This window comes from Bacillus sp. MZGC1, from assembly GCF_002998605.1.
Taxonomy (GTDB): domain Bacteria; phylum Bacillota; class Bacilli; order Bacillales; family Bacillaceae; genus Bacillus.
Map to the genome: position 1 here is coordinate 296,153 of NZ_PVRE01000002.1, position 13,669 is coordinate 309,821.

Genomic DNA, 13,669 nt, shown 5'->3' on the forward strand with positions numbered 1-13,669 from the left:
CTTATGTTTTGTGACAAAAATATGAACATATAGTATATCTGTTGTCATAAGTCGACAAAATTTGATATACTACAGATGTGAAATTAATCACATACAAACATTACCCCTTTGTTTGACCGTGAAAAATTTCTCCCATCCCCTTTGTTGTCGTTAAGACATAGTGAAACCGCGCTTATCCCGGCGCGGTTTCTTCGTGCTTAAAAATAGAACGGGTGTTCCTTTTTAGGGTAAAGAAAAAACATGGGTCAGCACCCATGTTCATTCTCACAGCGGTAGAGATCAAGATCTGAATGATGATCATCTACTTTATAGCGCCAAAACATTTCTTGATGTACTTGTACACGTTCTACCTTTTTAGCGAAAGCCAGCTTTTTCATTTCTCGTTCAACTTCTTCAAGTGTCAGGTCATAAACGACAGCAATCTCTTTTGCAGATGCAAATTGAAAGTAAGCAATAAACCATTCAATTGGAGGCCGTTCTGAAGGTGTTGGTTTTTCACCAATCATTTCAAAAAGGATTTCCTCGTATACATCATAAGAGTACGCACCTGAAATTTTTAATCCTTCATCCCCGTTTACTGTATTAAAAAAGGCAAAGGTCGGAAGCTCAGATACGTCCATTTCAGCTGCAATTTTCATATCACATTGTAGTGCTTTAACAGCACTTTGAGAATGAATATCGCGCTGGAATTCCTCGATGTCCAGTCCAGCACTTTTTGCATTTTCTAGCAGCACATGTTCACTTGTCACATCTTGCTGATGGCAAAAAAGTGATTCTTGAATGAGACGCAGAAACTTCATTCCGCATTTTCTGCCTTGAAGCTCAGCCGCTTTTAATGCAAGCGAGGCGAGGTAGGGTGAAGTCACAATTTGTTCGGACAGCATTTGTTCTTTTTTGGTCTGAGTTTTGGTAGCAAATTTCCCCCATGCTTCGGTCAGTAAATGCTTTTTTCGTTTTCGATTCAATGCATTAATACTAGAACTTGTCACCGTTCGTAAAGTGAAAAAACGGCCGTACTTCATTTTCAATTTTTTAATGGATGGCTCTAATAACCAGCAGTCTGGACTTAGAGGGTCAATGAATACATAGATTTCAATCGGCTTTTGAGGATGTCCGTGACAGTGTGAGAAATATTGATCGTGCGTATTGCAGCTCAAGATCGTCCATCCTTTTCAGGTGTTTGATTGACCATATGACGAGCCGTTAGAGAAAGCCGCTCAAATAAAAAGTCACGAATATCGCCGGTTAATCCTACTTGATCCATCGCATCCTTCATGCATTCAAGCCATGCGTCAGCCCGCTCCTCAGTAATCGGAAAAGGGAGATGTCTCGCCCGCAGCATAGGGTGGCCATGCTCCTCTGTATAAAGCGGGGGTCCGCCTAAATATTGAGTTAAAAACTGTTTTTGTTTTCTTGCTGTTTCTTTTAAGTCATCCGGGAAAATAGGATGAAGCAAAGGATGACACTTTACATTTTCATAAAAAGTATCAACAAGTTGCGATAGAAGTTCCTCTCCAACCGCTTCGTAAGGTGCGTTAAACGATTGTACCATGTTGACTACTCCTTTTACTCGTAGTTAATAGGATGAAGCGCCCTATTGTGAATTCATTTATTTCAAAAGTGATATTCAGTTTGTTCTATTTTATTGTTTCTATTCTTGTATACTTATTTTAACAACCTCAACTCAATTCCACAAACAAACCGCTTTGGTCTATTGGAAATAAGGGGAGAGGCGGGTTCCGTGATCAATTGACCATATCATAACACATTCAGTCAAAAAAGGGTGAAAAGCGACATACAAAAAACCGAAGAGGTTATTCTCTTCGGTTTAAGCGAAATATTGTGCTGTGATTTTCTTTACATAATTTTGTGTTTCTTTAAATGGTGGAATGCCACCGTATTTATCAACATTTCCTGAGCCTGCATTATAAGCAGCTAAGGCGAGTGAGACATTTCCATTATATTTCTGAAGCATTTGTTTTATATACTTCGTACCGCCTTCGATGTTTTGGGCCGCATCAAAGGCATTATTCACACCAAGTGACTTAGCAGTAGATGGCATAAGCTGCATGAGGCCAAGTGCTCCTGCATGACTGACCGCATTCGTACGATAGCCGGATTCTTGCTTGATGACCGCATGAATCAGCTTCTCTGGAACGCCATGCTTTTGAGCCATTTGTGACACGATTTGATTAATTTCTTTTGATGATGAGCCGTTTGAAACAGCCTTTTGAAGCGGCGGCGTGTAGCTGTTGTTTAAGACATTCCCAATGCCGTTCGCTGTATTCAATTGAGCGTCATTCGCATATGAAGATGGAGATTGAAGCTGCTCACTGCCAGCGATAGCAGACAAGTATGGGTTTGTACGCGCGTATTGCGTGTTCGGAGCCGTTGATGGGTCCGTTCCCATAAACGCAGAAATAGAAAGCGGCAGGCGTGATAATTCTGATCCGCCGCCTAAAAAATCTTGCAGCAGCGACTGAAATGAAGCTTGTGCATTCGATTCTTGGCCGGCCGGTATTTGTGTTTGTCCAGGGTCTGATTGTAACGTTTTAAGCGCTTGAAGCTGCATAAAGGATTGAAGTTGATTGACGTTCATCATGTTCCTCCTTCAAGGAATTCATCTATTCTGTGTTTTCATTTTCTCTTCATAAAAACGTACGACTTTGTTTTTCGTGTTTCGTACAGGGATTTGGAATTTTTGGAGCAATGCGGAGAATGCGGCTTGTCCGATTTCCAGGTCGCTCACTTCAAATTCAAGTTCATAGTCCTCTACTGTTAAATATCGGCTGTGATCCAAAACAATTAAGCCTTCTTTGATCTTTTTTTCAGCTCTTGATGTTTCAAGTGAACCAAAATACACAATTTGATCCTTTTGAATGTTCAGATGGTCTAACCTGTCAGCTACTTCACCTTCTGGCAGCTGAAAATCGTCAAGGCTTGAAGGAGGAGCGATCGTTTGGTGGGTTTCGAGCAAGCCTATTTCGTGTGGTTCCTTTAACGTGAGAACCCACTGACCGTCTTTTTCTCTCATTCTTAGTGCAGCGAATTGAGATTTTATATCAAATTGAGGTGTATCAAAGTAATAGTTGGTTTGTGTGTGAAAATCCGAATCCTTCAATTGAAAATGTTGTTTCAGCTGTTCAAATTCTTCTTTCATTAACAATTGCTTTAGCTCTATTTCAATTTCCTGTGCCATTTTGACATCAACCTTTCATTTAGAAGAAATATGATTATTGTACATGAAGTGTGTTCATCATGTAAAAGGCTGTTTTTATCTCTTATTTCTCTTTCCACATGTGCCAAAATAAATGGAGAATCATGTGAAAGGATCATTTATAAGAAGAAAATAGGATTTTCTCAAAAAGTTCGGTTTATCAATATTGAACTTGATATGATAAAATAAAGCTGTACTTTGTTGTAAAGGAGATCATGATGCAAAACCGAATTGAAATCACAGAAGCAACTTTAAAAGAAGACAGGCTAATTTTGACGACCACGTCAGAAGAGCAAATCCAAAAAGCAAAAGCATCAGGACAAATGCTTGTTGATTCTGATCACTTTGCGTTCGTTTACATACTTGAAAACGAGGAGTCCTTTTCGTATCTTATCTTAGGGGAACATACATGGGCTCCAATAAAAGAAGCAATGAATCTTGACATCCCTGTCTATTTGGCAGCGGGAGAACATTCGTTAGAACTCATTCAGCTTCATCAAGAATTACATTATTTAATCGACAATATTAAAGACAATGCCAATTACGGAGATATGGAAGAGAAAGTGAAGAGCACATTCCTCTGAAATAATTAGGTATATGGAATTGGGGGAAGTTTCATGGACAAAAAACAATGGGATCAATTCCTCGCACCGTATAAACAAGCAGTCGAAGAATTAAAAGTGAAACTAAAGGGCATTCGAAAGCTGTATGAATTTGAGGATGACCATTCACCAGTAGAATTTGTCACAGGCCGAGTGAAACCTGTTGCCAGCATATTAGAAAAGGCAAAGCGTAAAAACATCCCGATGCATGAAATCGAAACGATGCAGGATATTGCTGGGCTTCGCATTATGTGCCAGTTTGTAGAAGACATACAAGTCGTGAAAAAAATGCTCCAGTCACGAAAAGACTTTGTGGTTGTTGATAAACGCGACTATATTGCAGAACATAAAGAAAGCGGATACCGTTCATACCACCTTGTTGTGTTATATCCGCTGCAAACGATCAACGGAGAGAAGCAGCTCCTCGTCGAAATCCAAATTCGTACACTTGCGATGAACTTTTGGGCGACCATTGAGCATTCTCTGAATTATAAATATAGCGGGAATATCCCGGAGAAAGTCAAGCTGCGCCTTCAAAGAGCTTCTGAGGCAGCATCTCTGCTTGATGATGAGATGTCTGAAATTAGAGGGGAAATTCAAGAAGCACAAGTGGCATTTTCCCGGAAAAAGAAAAACGATAGCTGAGCCTGAGCTTGATCAAATATGATGCTGCCCTCTCATAGCAGCAAGGTGGAAAAGGAGAAGAATTCATGAAATTTGCAGTTTCTTCGAAAGGGAATTCTGTATCTGACACACTCAAAAATAAAATTCAGACCTACTTATTGGATTTCGGGATGGAACTCAACGAAGAGGAACCGGATCTTGTCATTACGGTTGGTGGAGACGGCACCCTTCTTTATGCGTTTCACCGTTATAGCGACCGTCTGAATGAAACAGCTTTTGTCGGTGTTCATACAGGTCATCTTGGTTTTTATGCTGACTGGGTGCCAAGTGAAATTGAAAAACTCGTCTTAGCTATTGCGAAAACGCCCTATCACATTGTGGAATATCCGATCTTAGAAGTCATTGTCAGATACAACGACGGCGGCAGAGAAGAGAAATATTTAGCGATGAATGAATGTACCATTAAAAGTATGGAAGGGACGCTTGTGGCAGATGTTGAAATTAGGGGTCAGCTGTTTGAAACATTCAGAGGTGACGGTCTTTGTCTGTCTACACCGTCTGGCAGTACAGCCTATAATAAAGCACTTGGAGGCGCCATTATTCATCCTTCCATTAGAGCCATTCAGCTGGCAGAAATGGCTTCAATCAACAACAGAGTGTTTCGAACGGTCGGTTCACCGCTTATTTTGCCAGACCACCATACTTGTGTCATTAAACCGATGAATGATGTTGATTTTCAAGTAACCATTGATCATTTGACGCTGCTTCATAAGGACGTCAAATCCATTCAATGCCGGGTAGCCGACGAGAATGTCCGTTTTGCCCGATTTAGACCATTTCCGTTTTGGAAAAGGGTGCAAGATTCCTTTATCGGAAAAGGAGAATAAGAAAGAGGTCGTTCTCGCTGGAATACTTTACGCTAAATAAAACCATGACAGCCAAAGAAGAAGGGCTGCTTTTAAAGAATTATTTAATAGATCTTGGCATTTCAAAAAGAATGCTGGCGGATATTAAATTTGATGGCGGTGATCTCCTCATTAATGGAGAGCATGTGACTGTGAGATACAAGCTGCATAACGGAGACAGGCTCACCATTTTATTCCCAGAGGAAAAAGTGAGTGAAGGGCTGAAGCCTGCTCCAATTCCGCTTGATATTTTATTTGAGGATGAGCATGTCCTTGTGCTGAATAAAAAACCATATATCCCGTCCATTCCTTCTCGGGAACACCCAGAGCACAGTATTGCGAATGGATTGCTGCACCATTATGCAGAGCAGTCTGTTCGGCTGACGGTTCATTTGGTGAACCGCCTTGATCGTGATACATCGGGCGTCATGCTCGTGGCCAAGCATCGCTTTGCCCACAGCCTTTTATCAAAAGCGCAAAAAAGTGGAGCGGTCAAACGAACATACAGAGCGTTTACACATGGCATGATCTCGGAAAAGTATGGAACCATTCGTGCAAAAATTGCCCGAAAAGGAGATAGTATCATCGAGCGAATGGTCGATGATACTGGACAGGAAGCAGTGACGCATTTTACAGTGCGAGCGGTGGACGCTGAGTTGAACATGTCAGATGTGGCTCTATCACTTGAAACTGGGAGAACACATCAAATTCGTGTTCATATGAAGTATCTTGGTCACCCGCTCATCGGAGATACGCTATATGGCGGAACGAGTGAGCGGATGGACCGTCAGGCACTGCATAGTGAGACTCTTGTCTTTCCTCATCCGATGACTGGGGAGGAATTGACATTCTCGGCTCCGCTTCCTGAAGACATGAAATCATTGCTGCTTTAAATAGAGAAACCCGGCTACCTGCAAGCGCAGGACCGGGTTTTTTTATGATGTGAAATGCTGAAACCTTGAATCGTCATAAGGCATAGAGGAAGGAACAGAGACCGTTTCAAGCTCAGGATATGTGAGGGCAGACAGCCGGTGGCCAAATACGCAGCCTGTATCAATATTGACGGTTCTGCCAACGAAGCGGGGTTCTTTCACTGGTGTATGTCCGTATACAATCCACGGTTTTCCGCGATATTCCTTTGCCCAATCCTTCCGCACAGGTCGTCCATCTGGCCATGTTTCTCCTGTGACCGCGCCAAATAATAGATAGGATCGCATCTGTTTGTTCGGTTTTCTTCCAATGTCCTTTTCCTTCATCGCTGCGTGAGCAATAATCAGTTCATCAGGAATGAGTACATCGTAAAGCGGAGCCTTCTCAAATAGCTGCTTAAATTCATGTGACAATTTGGTTTGTTCATGAAGGGGCAGCTTTTTTATTTCGTTCACTGTGGTTTCGATGCCATGAAGTAATTTCACGGGATTTCCTTTCAAATAGCGATAAAGCTTAAAGCAATGGTTGCCAGGTACGTAGCGGATCGCGCCGTGTGCGTAGGCATGAATGACAAATCGCATCACATCTACTGACTGAGGGCCTCGATCTGTTAAATCACCGACAAGGGCTAGCGTTCTCTTATCAGGATGGACGGGTAATCCATGTTTGAGTTCGTATCCTAGTTTGTGTATGAGGGTAAGCAGCTCTTCGTAGCAGCCGTGGATATCTCCAATGATATCAAATTTCATAAGATTTCCTCCTGATCTTTCTCATCCATTCATCGGGGTTAAAGAAGTTTGAATTTTAGAACATATAACGAATGGCTTTCTTTTCATTTAGGCAATTGTTAGAATCAATGCTTTAACGTAAAACTTAAAAGATTAAACATCAATGTTAGGAGGCTTTAGCCAATGGAGCATACATCTGTTTCATCACTCGTTGTCGTTATTATTGTCGCCTTTTTCACCCCACTTTTATTGCACCGATTTAAGCTGACCATTCCGGTCGTTGTTGCTGAAATCATCATGGGGCTCATCATTGGAAAAAGCGGTCTTCAACTGGTAGTTGAACATGATGCATGGTTAGACACGTTATCCATGCTCGGTTTTATTTTTCTGATGTTTTTAAGTGGACTTGAAATAGATTTTTCTTCTTTTGAGTCAAAGAAGAAAGCACGAGAACTGCCAAATGGTCTAAAAGAACCAAATACGTTTAAGGCAGCCACGATTATTTTTGTTGGCGTATTTAGTATTTCTTTTATCCTGTCCTATGCGTTTGTCCTTGCAGGGTTTATCCAAAATGCCTTTTTAATGACGCTCATTATATCGACCATCTCATTAGGGGTAGTGGTTCCCACCTTAAAAGAGGAAAAGTTAATGCAGACGAATATCGGTCAAATCATCTTGCTTGTCGCCGTCATTGCTGATTTGGTGACGATGATTTTACTTGCTGTGTTTTCCTCCATTTATGGCGATGGTACAGGGAATATGTGGCTTCTGCTCTTATTATTTGCTGCGGGCATTCTGCTTTATTTATTTGGCCGCGTATTTAAGACAAAGTCGATTTTTCAGTCCATGTCAAAAGGGACCGTGCAAATTGGGACAAGGGCGATCTTTACTCTCATTATAGTCTTAGTTGCCTTATCTGAATCACTCGGTGCTGAAAATATTCTTGGGGCGTTTTTAGCGGGCGTACTTGTGTCCCTTCTTTCGCCGAATAAAGAGCTTGTCCAGCAGCTGGATTCATTTGGCTACGGATTTTTGATCCCCATCTTCTTTGTGATGGTCGGAGTGGATTTAAATATATGGGCACTGTTCAAGGACCCAACCATTATGATCATGATCCCGCTGCTGTTTATTGCATTACTGGTTAGTAAGCTCATCCCGATTCTTTATTTGAAAAAATGGTATGACATGAAAAAAGTGATCGGTTCTGGCTTTTTATTAACATCGACGTTATCACTCGTCATTGCAGCTGCGACGATAGGGGAGCGGCTCGGAGTCATTGACCATAAAATGTCTGGAGCGCTGATTCTAGTCGCGGTACTCACGAGTATTTTAACGCCTGTTTGGTTTAAAGCGCTGTTTAAAAAAGAACAAGCTGCGAGCCATAAAAAACGTGTGACCTTTATTGGTGCAAATCAGCTGACCTTACCTGTCACACTTGATTTACATCAGGATGAATATGATATTCGGATTTTACATGTCTTTCAAGAAAATAAAGAAGCGCTGCTTGCTGACTCCATCTTTGAAGTCGAATCGATTGAAGAGTACGACGATGAGACGCTGCGAAAGGCAGGCGTTGGCCAGGAGGATGTCCTCGTCGTCGCAACAGGCAGTGAGACGAAAAATAAGGAAATTGCTTTATTTGCAAAGGAAGAAGGAGCGAAACAAGTCATTGCTAGTGTCAACAAAGCTGAGACAGAGCTGACATTGAAGGAAGCAGGCATTGATACGTTTTCTAATTTCCTATCATCTAAAACGGTGCTAAGAGCCTTGATTGAAGCACCGGATGCGATTCGATTATTAACAAATGAGGATACTTCTTTGTATCAAATTCAAATGAACAATCATCGTTATCACAATGTCATGCTGAGGGAATTTCCGTTTACCGGTGATTTGGTCTTTGTCCGTATTTTCAGAGGGGTAGACAGCTTAGTACCACATGGAGATACCACGCTTAGAAGCGGCGACCGTGTGCTTGTGTCAGGCTCTCGTGAGTATGTGGCAGGACTAAGAGCCCAATTAGAGTAAGAATGAACCCTTGACCAATGAACAATTCCTGATTAAGATAGAAGTACAACATCATATATTTGATCCACTAGGGGAGTCCTTTAAAAGGGCTGAGATAAAAGTGTCGACTTTTAGACCCTCATTACCTGAACAGGTTCATACCTGCGTAGGGAAGTGGTGCGGTTTTTGACTATGCTTTTTACAAATTCCAAGCCACTTTCCACGCGGAAAGTGGCTTTTTTATATGGAAAAACAGGAGGAGAGAAACATGACGTTTTCAACTGAATGTAAAGAAGCAGCAGCAACATGGTGGAATGGAAGCTTCACACACCCATTTGTCAAAGGGATTGGAGATGGCACGCTTTCACTCGATCGTTTCACGTATTATGTGATGCAGGATTCATATTATTTAACTCATTTTGCAAAGGTGCAAGCATATGGCGCAGCGATTAGTGAGGACTTACATACGACGGGCAGAATGGCGTATCATGCGCAGGGTACGTATGAAGCAGAGCTGTCGCTGCATAGAAAGTTCACAGAGCTTTTGCAGATTTCAGATGAAGCCATCGAGAACTTTAAGCCTTCTCCGACTGCTTATGCGTATACCTCTCATATGTACCGATCTGTGAAAAGCGGGCGATTTGAAGAGATTTTAGCCGCATTATTGCCGTGCTACTGGCTATATTATGAGGTGGGTGAAAAGCTGAAACAAACCACACCTGACCATCCGATTTATCAGGAATGGATTTTGACATATGGAGGGGATTGGTTTAAGGAGCTCGTCTTTGAACAGGTCAACCGCTTTGATGAACTAGCCGAAAAAGCGTCAGAACAAGTACGGGCCAATATGAAAGAAAATTTTGTGATTTCAAGCTATTACGAGTACCATTTCTGGGAAATGGCGTATCAAAAAGAAACATGGCAAACAGCATGCTTAGATGGGGTTGGTGCAAATGGAACTCCACGCAGTGACAAATGATTCGCTTCCTGTGGATGAACTGATCAAACAAATAAAAGCCATCGCACCTGAAGTGGATTTTATTCATATCCGGGAACGGTCTAAAACAGCAAGTGAGCTTGTTGATCTCGTGAAAAGACTCTTTTTAGAAGGTGTACCGAAAGAGAAGCTCATCATCAACGACAGAGTAGACGTTGCACTGCTCACCAATATTCACCGGGTACATCTCCCAGGCCATAGCTTTTCGCCAAAAGAGCTGCGGCAAAAATTCCCTCACCTTCATGCGGGTGTCTCTGTTCATTCGATAGAAGAAGCGAAAGCAGCGGAGAAAAATGGAGCAGAGTATGTCATGTTTGGGCACGTATATGACACCACTTGTAAACCAGGACTTCAGGCAAGAGGCGTACAGCTTGTGAAAGAACTGACATCTTCACTGTCTATTCCAGTGGTGGCGATCGGTGGATTGACACCTGACCGCATTCCAGAATTGAAACACGCGAATGTGAAAGGGATTGCTGTCATGTCTGGGATTTTTACTCATCATCAGCCGCGCATGATGGCACAAGCATTTTCTAAACAGGTAAAGGGGCATCCTTATGAAGAAGCATTATGACGTTGCAATCATTGGTGGTGGAATCATAGGAATGTCCATTGCCTATCACCTTGCAAAAGCAGGAAAGCAGGTCGTCTTACTTGAGGCGAATGAGGTAGGGAAGCAAACGACAAGTGCGGCTGCTGGGATGCTCGGTGCACATGCTGAAGGAGAGGGTCATGAGAATATTTTTTTTCAAGCAGGCAGAGCAAGCCAGGCATTGTACGAGAAGTTAAAAGTCGATCTACAGCATGAATCTGGCATTGATATTCGGACATCAGCGGGCGGTATCATGAAGGTAGCTTTTACAGAAGAAGAGAAACAAGCACTTTGCCGGATGCAGCATTTGTCTACATTTGAGTGGCTTGACGCAAGCAGCGTAAAAAAATGCATGCCTCAAATGGCAGATAACATCTTAGGGGCAGGTTTGATTAAAGAGGATGTTCATGTCGAACCTTATGCGGTATGCCGGGCATTTTGGCAGGCGGCGGTAAGATTCGGGGCAGATGTGAAAGAATGTACACCCGTGATCGAAGTGAAGCGGGAGAAAGAAGCGTTAGCAATTAGAACAACGAAGGGAACATTCACATGTGATGATCTGACTGTAGCGAGTGGTGTATGGTCTGGCCGTTTTTTTGAAAAGCTTGGATTATCTCATTCTCTTTATCCAGTAAAAGGGGAGTGTGTGTCTGTATGGAATAATGGTCCAGCACTCGCGCACACCATTTACCATGATCATTGTTATATCGTTCAACGAGATAGCGGCAAACTGGTCGTTGGCGCAACGATGAAGCCAAACGAATGGCAGGCTGTTCCAACGCTTGGCGGCATCGAAGCTGTGATTCAAAAGGCGTCTCAGCTTATGCCTTCGATCAAGGAGATGCCGATTGATCAGTGCTGGGCTGGTCTTCGTCCGGCTACAACTGACCGGCATCCCTACATTGGAAGACATCCAGAAGATCAGCGTATTCTTTTTGCTGCAGGGCATTACAGAAATGGCATTTTACTTGCCCCGATTACTGGAGAGATCATTCGCGACCTGATATTAGGTGAACCGGTCAAAAAGGAATGGCTTCACGCGTTTCGTATTGGCCGAAAGGAGGCACTGTTTGTATGAAAATTCAATTGAATGGCAGAATCGTTGATTTCGATCAAGAGAATGGAACAATCTATGATCTGCTATCAGCCTATCAGCTTGAAAATCGAGTAGTGATCGTGGAAAAGAACCAAGAAATTATTGACAAAGAAGCGTTTCAACAAGTAAAAATTCAATCTAATGACACGATTGAAATCGTTCACTTTGTAGGAGGAGGATGACAACAATGCTGCACATTGGCGGAAAAACATTCACATCAAGATTATTACTTGGTACAGGGAAGTATCCATCATTTGAAGTTCAAAAAGAAGCCGTGAACGTATCAGAAGCAGAAATTTTAACCTTTGCTGTGAGAAGAATGAACATTTTCGAAGCATCTCAGCCTAATTTTTTGGAGCAGCTTGATTTATCAAAATATACGCTGCTTCCGAATACAGCTGGTGCAAGTACTGCGGAAGAGGCAGTTCGTATTGCTCGTTTAGCGAAGGCTTCTGGACTGTGTGACATGATCAAGGTAGAAGTCATTGGCTGCTCAAGGTCTCTTCTGCCAGATCCAGTCGAAACGTTAAAAGCATCGGAAATGCTACTCGAAGAAGGGTTTATCGTGCTGCCATATACATCTGATGATGTGGTGCTGGCGAGAAAATTAGAAGAGCTCGGTGTCCATGCTATCATGCCAGGGGCTTCTCCGATTGGTTCAGGCCAAGGCTTACTAAACCCTCTGAATCTCTCATTTATTATCGAGCAGGCGAAGGTACCGGTGATTATTGATGCTGGTGTAGGCTCTCCAAAGGATGCAGCTTATGCGATGGAGCTAGGGGCTGACGCTGTATTACTGAACACAGCTGTGTCTGGTGCAAAGGACCCTGTGAAAATGGCAAAAGCCATGAAACTGGCGATTGAATCAGGAAGACTAGGCTTCGAGGCAGGACGGATTCCTTTGAAAAACTATGGGACAGCAAGCAGTCCGCAGGAAGGAATGCCGGCATTTTGAGCACACGTTATTCGCGCCAAGAGCTCTTTCAGCCAATTGGCACAGAGGGGCAAAAGCGGTTAAAAGACTCAAAGGCTGTCATTATTGGTGCAGGGGCACTTGGAACAGCTAGTGCTGAAATGCTCGTTCGTGCTGGCGTTGGATCTGTCACCATTTTGGATCGAGATTATATTGAATGGAGCAACCTTCAGCGACAGCAGCTTTACACGGAGCAAGATGTGTATGATCGGCTGCCAAAGGCTGTGGCGGCTGAAAAAAGACTCAAGCAGGTGAACAGTGACGTACATGTCAAAGGAATTGTCATCGATGTGACCGCTCAACACATTGATGAACTTGTCAGCGGGGCTTCGATTATCGTGGATGCAGCGGATAATTTTGAGGTGAGGATGATTGCAAATGATGCTGCTGTCAAACATCAAATTCCGTTCCTTTACGGAGCCTGTGTAGCCAGCTATGGTATTCAATTCACTGTGATTCCTGGTGAGACGCCATGTTTACACTGCCTGTTTGAACATTTACCCGCACAAGGCATGACCTGTGATACAGCCGGTATCATTAGTCCAGTGGTGCAGCAGGTGGCGGCATATCAAGTGGCAGATGCCCTTAAATATTTAACAGGCCATCAAGTGACGCCAATTTTAAGATCCTTTGATTTATGGACCAATGAACGATCTGACATCCGATCAGCCAGTTCCTTAAAGAAGAAGCAATGTCCAAGCTGTGGGCTGAAGACATATCCTTTTCTCTCCTATGACAAGAGAGCGAAGGCAGATGTACTATGCGGCCGCAATACGGTACAAATCCGCAGTGCTGCTGAAATCCCGCCGCCATTACACGAAGTGGCTATTCGCTTAAAGAAAGCAGGAATGGATGTGCTTGAAAATCCGTATTTACTTTCTTGTCAAAAGGATGAATATAAGCTTGTTTTATTTAAAGATGGCAGAGCACTTGTACATGGTACAAATGATATGGCCAAAGCAAGAACCATTTATCATCAATGGATTGGCTAATGAGAGGTG

Annotated in this window: 16 protein-coding genes and 1 riboswitch; of the genes, 11 read left to right on the top strand and 5 right to left on the bottom strand. The window is 42.8% G+C overall.

Annotation, left to right across the window (positions count from 1 at the left end):
• Window positions 1-245: 245 nt before the first annotated feature.
• The 4 genes from C6Y06_RS06630 to C6Y06_RS06645 form a co-directional block, all read right to left on the bottom strand.
• Window positions 246-1,157, bottom strand: coding sequence for a ClpXP adapter SpxH family protein (locus tag C6Y06_RS06630; protein ID WP_034663234.1), 912 nt, complete (start codon window positions 1,155-1,157; stop codon window positions 246-248).
• Window positions 1,154-1,552 (bottom strand): globin domain-containing protein, encoded by a 399-nt coding sequence (locus C6Y06_RS06635; protein WP_034621765.1) that lies wholly within the window; start codon window positions 1,550-1,552, stop codon window positions 1,154-1,156. The genes C6Y06_RS06630 and C6Y06_RS06635 overlap by 4 nt, the downstream gene beginning before the upstream one ends.
• Before the next feature lie 276 nt (window positions 1,553-1,828).
• Window positions 1,829-2,599, bottom strand: a complete 771-nt coding sequence (locus C6Y06_RS06640) for a lytic transglycosylase domain-containing protein (protein ID WP_106036695.1) — start codon at window positions 2,597-2,599, stop codon at window positions 1,829-1,831.
• Between the two features lie 21 nt (window positions 2,600-2,620).
• Complete coding sequence (locus tag C6Y06_RS06645) at window positions 2,621-3,199, bottom strand: CYTH domain-containing protein (RefSeq protein WP_106036696.1); 579 nt, start codon at window positions 3,197-3,199, stop codon at window positions 2,621-2,623.
• A 236-nt stretch (window positions 3,200-3,435) separates the two neighbouring features.
• On the opposite strand from C6Y06_RS06645, the gene C6Y06_RS06650 reads away from it, so the two are divergent.
• The 4 genes from C6Y06_RS06650 to C6Y06_RS06665 all read left to right on the top strand — a co-directional run bounded on the left by C6Y06_RS06650 (window position 3,436) and on the right by C6Y06_RS06665 (window position 6,241).
• Complete coding sequence (locus C6Y06_RS06650; RefSeq protein WP_106036697.1) at window positions 3,436-3,801, top strand: UPF0738 family protein; 366 nt, start codon at window positions 3,436-3,438, stop codon at window positions 3,799-3,801.
• A 33-nt stretch (window positions 3,802-3,834) separates the two neighbouring features.
• Window positions 3,835-4,464, top strand: a complete 630-nt coding sequence (gene yjbM, locus C6Y06_RS06655) for a GTP diphosphokinase (protein ID WP_003211990.1) — start codon at window positions 3,835-3,837, stop codon at window positions 4,462-4,464.
• Window positions 4,465-4,529: 65 nt separating this feature from the next.
• A complete protein-coding gene (locus C6Y06_RS06660) occupies window positions 4,530-5,330 on the top strand; it encodes an NAD kinase (protein WP_060596013.1) in 801 nt (266 codons plus the stop codon).
• A gap of 44 nt (window positions 5,331-5,374) precedes the next feature.
• Complete coding sequence (locus tag C6Y06_RS06665) at window positions 5,375-6,241, top strand: RluA family pseudouridine synthase (RefSeq protein ID WP_106036698.1); 867 nt, start codon at window positions 5,375-5,377, stop codon at window positions 6,239-6,241.
• 42 nt (window positions 6,242-6,283) lie between these two features.
• On the opposite strand, the gene prpE is transcribed toward C6Y06_RS06665, so the two are convergent.
• Window positions 6,284-7,027, bottom strand: a complete 744-nt coding sequence (gene prpE / locus C6Y06_RS06670; protein ID WP_034663218.1) for a bis(5'-nucleosyl)-tetraphosphatase PrpE — start codon at window positions 7,025-7,027, stop codon at window positions 6,284-6,286.
• Window positions 7,028-7,189: 162 nt separating this feature from the next.
• Between prpE and C6Y06_RS06675 the strand changes: the two genes are divergently transcribed.
• From C6Y06_RS06675 to C6Y06_RS06705, 7 genes are all read left to right on the top strand, one after another.
• On the top strand, window positions 7,190-9,031 hold the full coding sequence (locus tag C6Y06_RS06675; protein WP_066031033.1) for a monovalent cation:proton antiporter family protein: 1,842 nt from the start codon (window positions 7,190-7,192) through the stop codon (window positions 9,029-9,031).
• Between the two features lie 59 nt (window positions 9,032-9,090).
• A riboswitch (TPP riboswitch) is annotated at window positions 9,091-9,200 on the top strand.
• A 78-nt stretch (window positions 9,201-9,278) separates the two neighbouring features.
• Window positions 9,279-9,989, top strand: a complete 711-nt coding sequence (tenA, locus tag C6Y06_RS06680) for a thiaminase II (protein WP_066031032.1) — start codon at window positions 9,279-9,281, stop codon at window positions 9,987-9,989.
• The gene (gene tenI, locus C6Y06_RS06685) at window positions 9,964-10,581 is read left to right on the top strand and encodes a thiazole tautomerase TenI (protein WP_060596016.1); all 618 of its coding nucleotides are present in this window, start codon (window positions 9,964-9,966) and stop codon (window positions 10,579-10,581) included. The genes tenA and tenI overlap by 26 nt, the downstream gene beginning before the upstream one ends.
• Entirely contained in the window at window positions 10,565-11,677 is a 1,113-nt protein-coding gene (gene thiO / locus C6Y06_RS06690; protein WP_106036699.1) for a glycine oxidase ThiO, read from the top strand. Before tenI ends, thiO begins: the two co-directional genes overlap by 17 nt.
• On the top strand, window positions 11,674-11,877 hold the full coding sequence (gene thiS / locus C6Y06_RS06695) for a sulfur carrier protein ThiS (RefSeq protein WP_034663206.1): 204 nt from the start codon (window positions 11,674-11,676) through the stop codon (window positions 11,875-11,877). The genes thiO and thiS overlap by 4 nt, the downstream gene beginning before the upstream one ends.
• Window positions 11,878-11,882: 5 nt before the next feature.
• Complete coding sequence (locus tag C6Y06_RS06700) at window positions 11,883-12,650, top strand: thiazole synthase (protein WP_034322849.1); 768 nt, start codon at window positions 11,883-11,885, stop codon at window positions 12,648-12,650.
• On the top strand, window positions 12,647-13,660 hold the full coding sequence (locus C6Y06_RS06705; protein ID WP_106036700.1) for a thiazole biosynthesis adenylyltransferase ThiF: 1,014 nt from the start codon (window positions 12,647-12,649) through the stop codon (window positions 13,658-13,660). The genes C6Y06_RS06700 and C6Y06_RS06705 overlap by 4 nt, the downstream gene beginning before the upstream one ends.
• Window positions 13,661-13,669 lie beyond the last annotated feature (9 nt).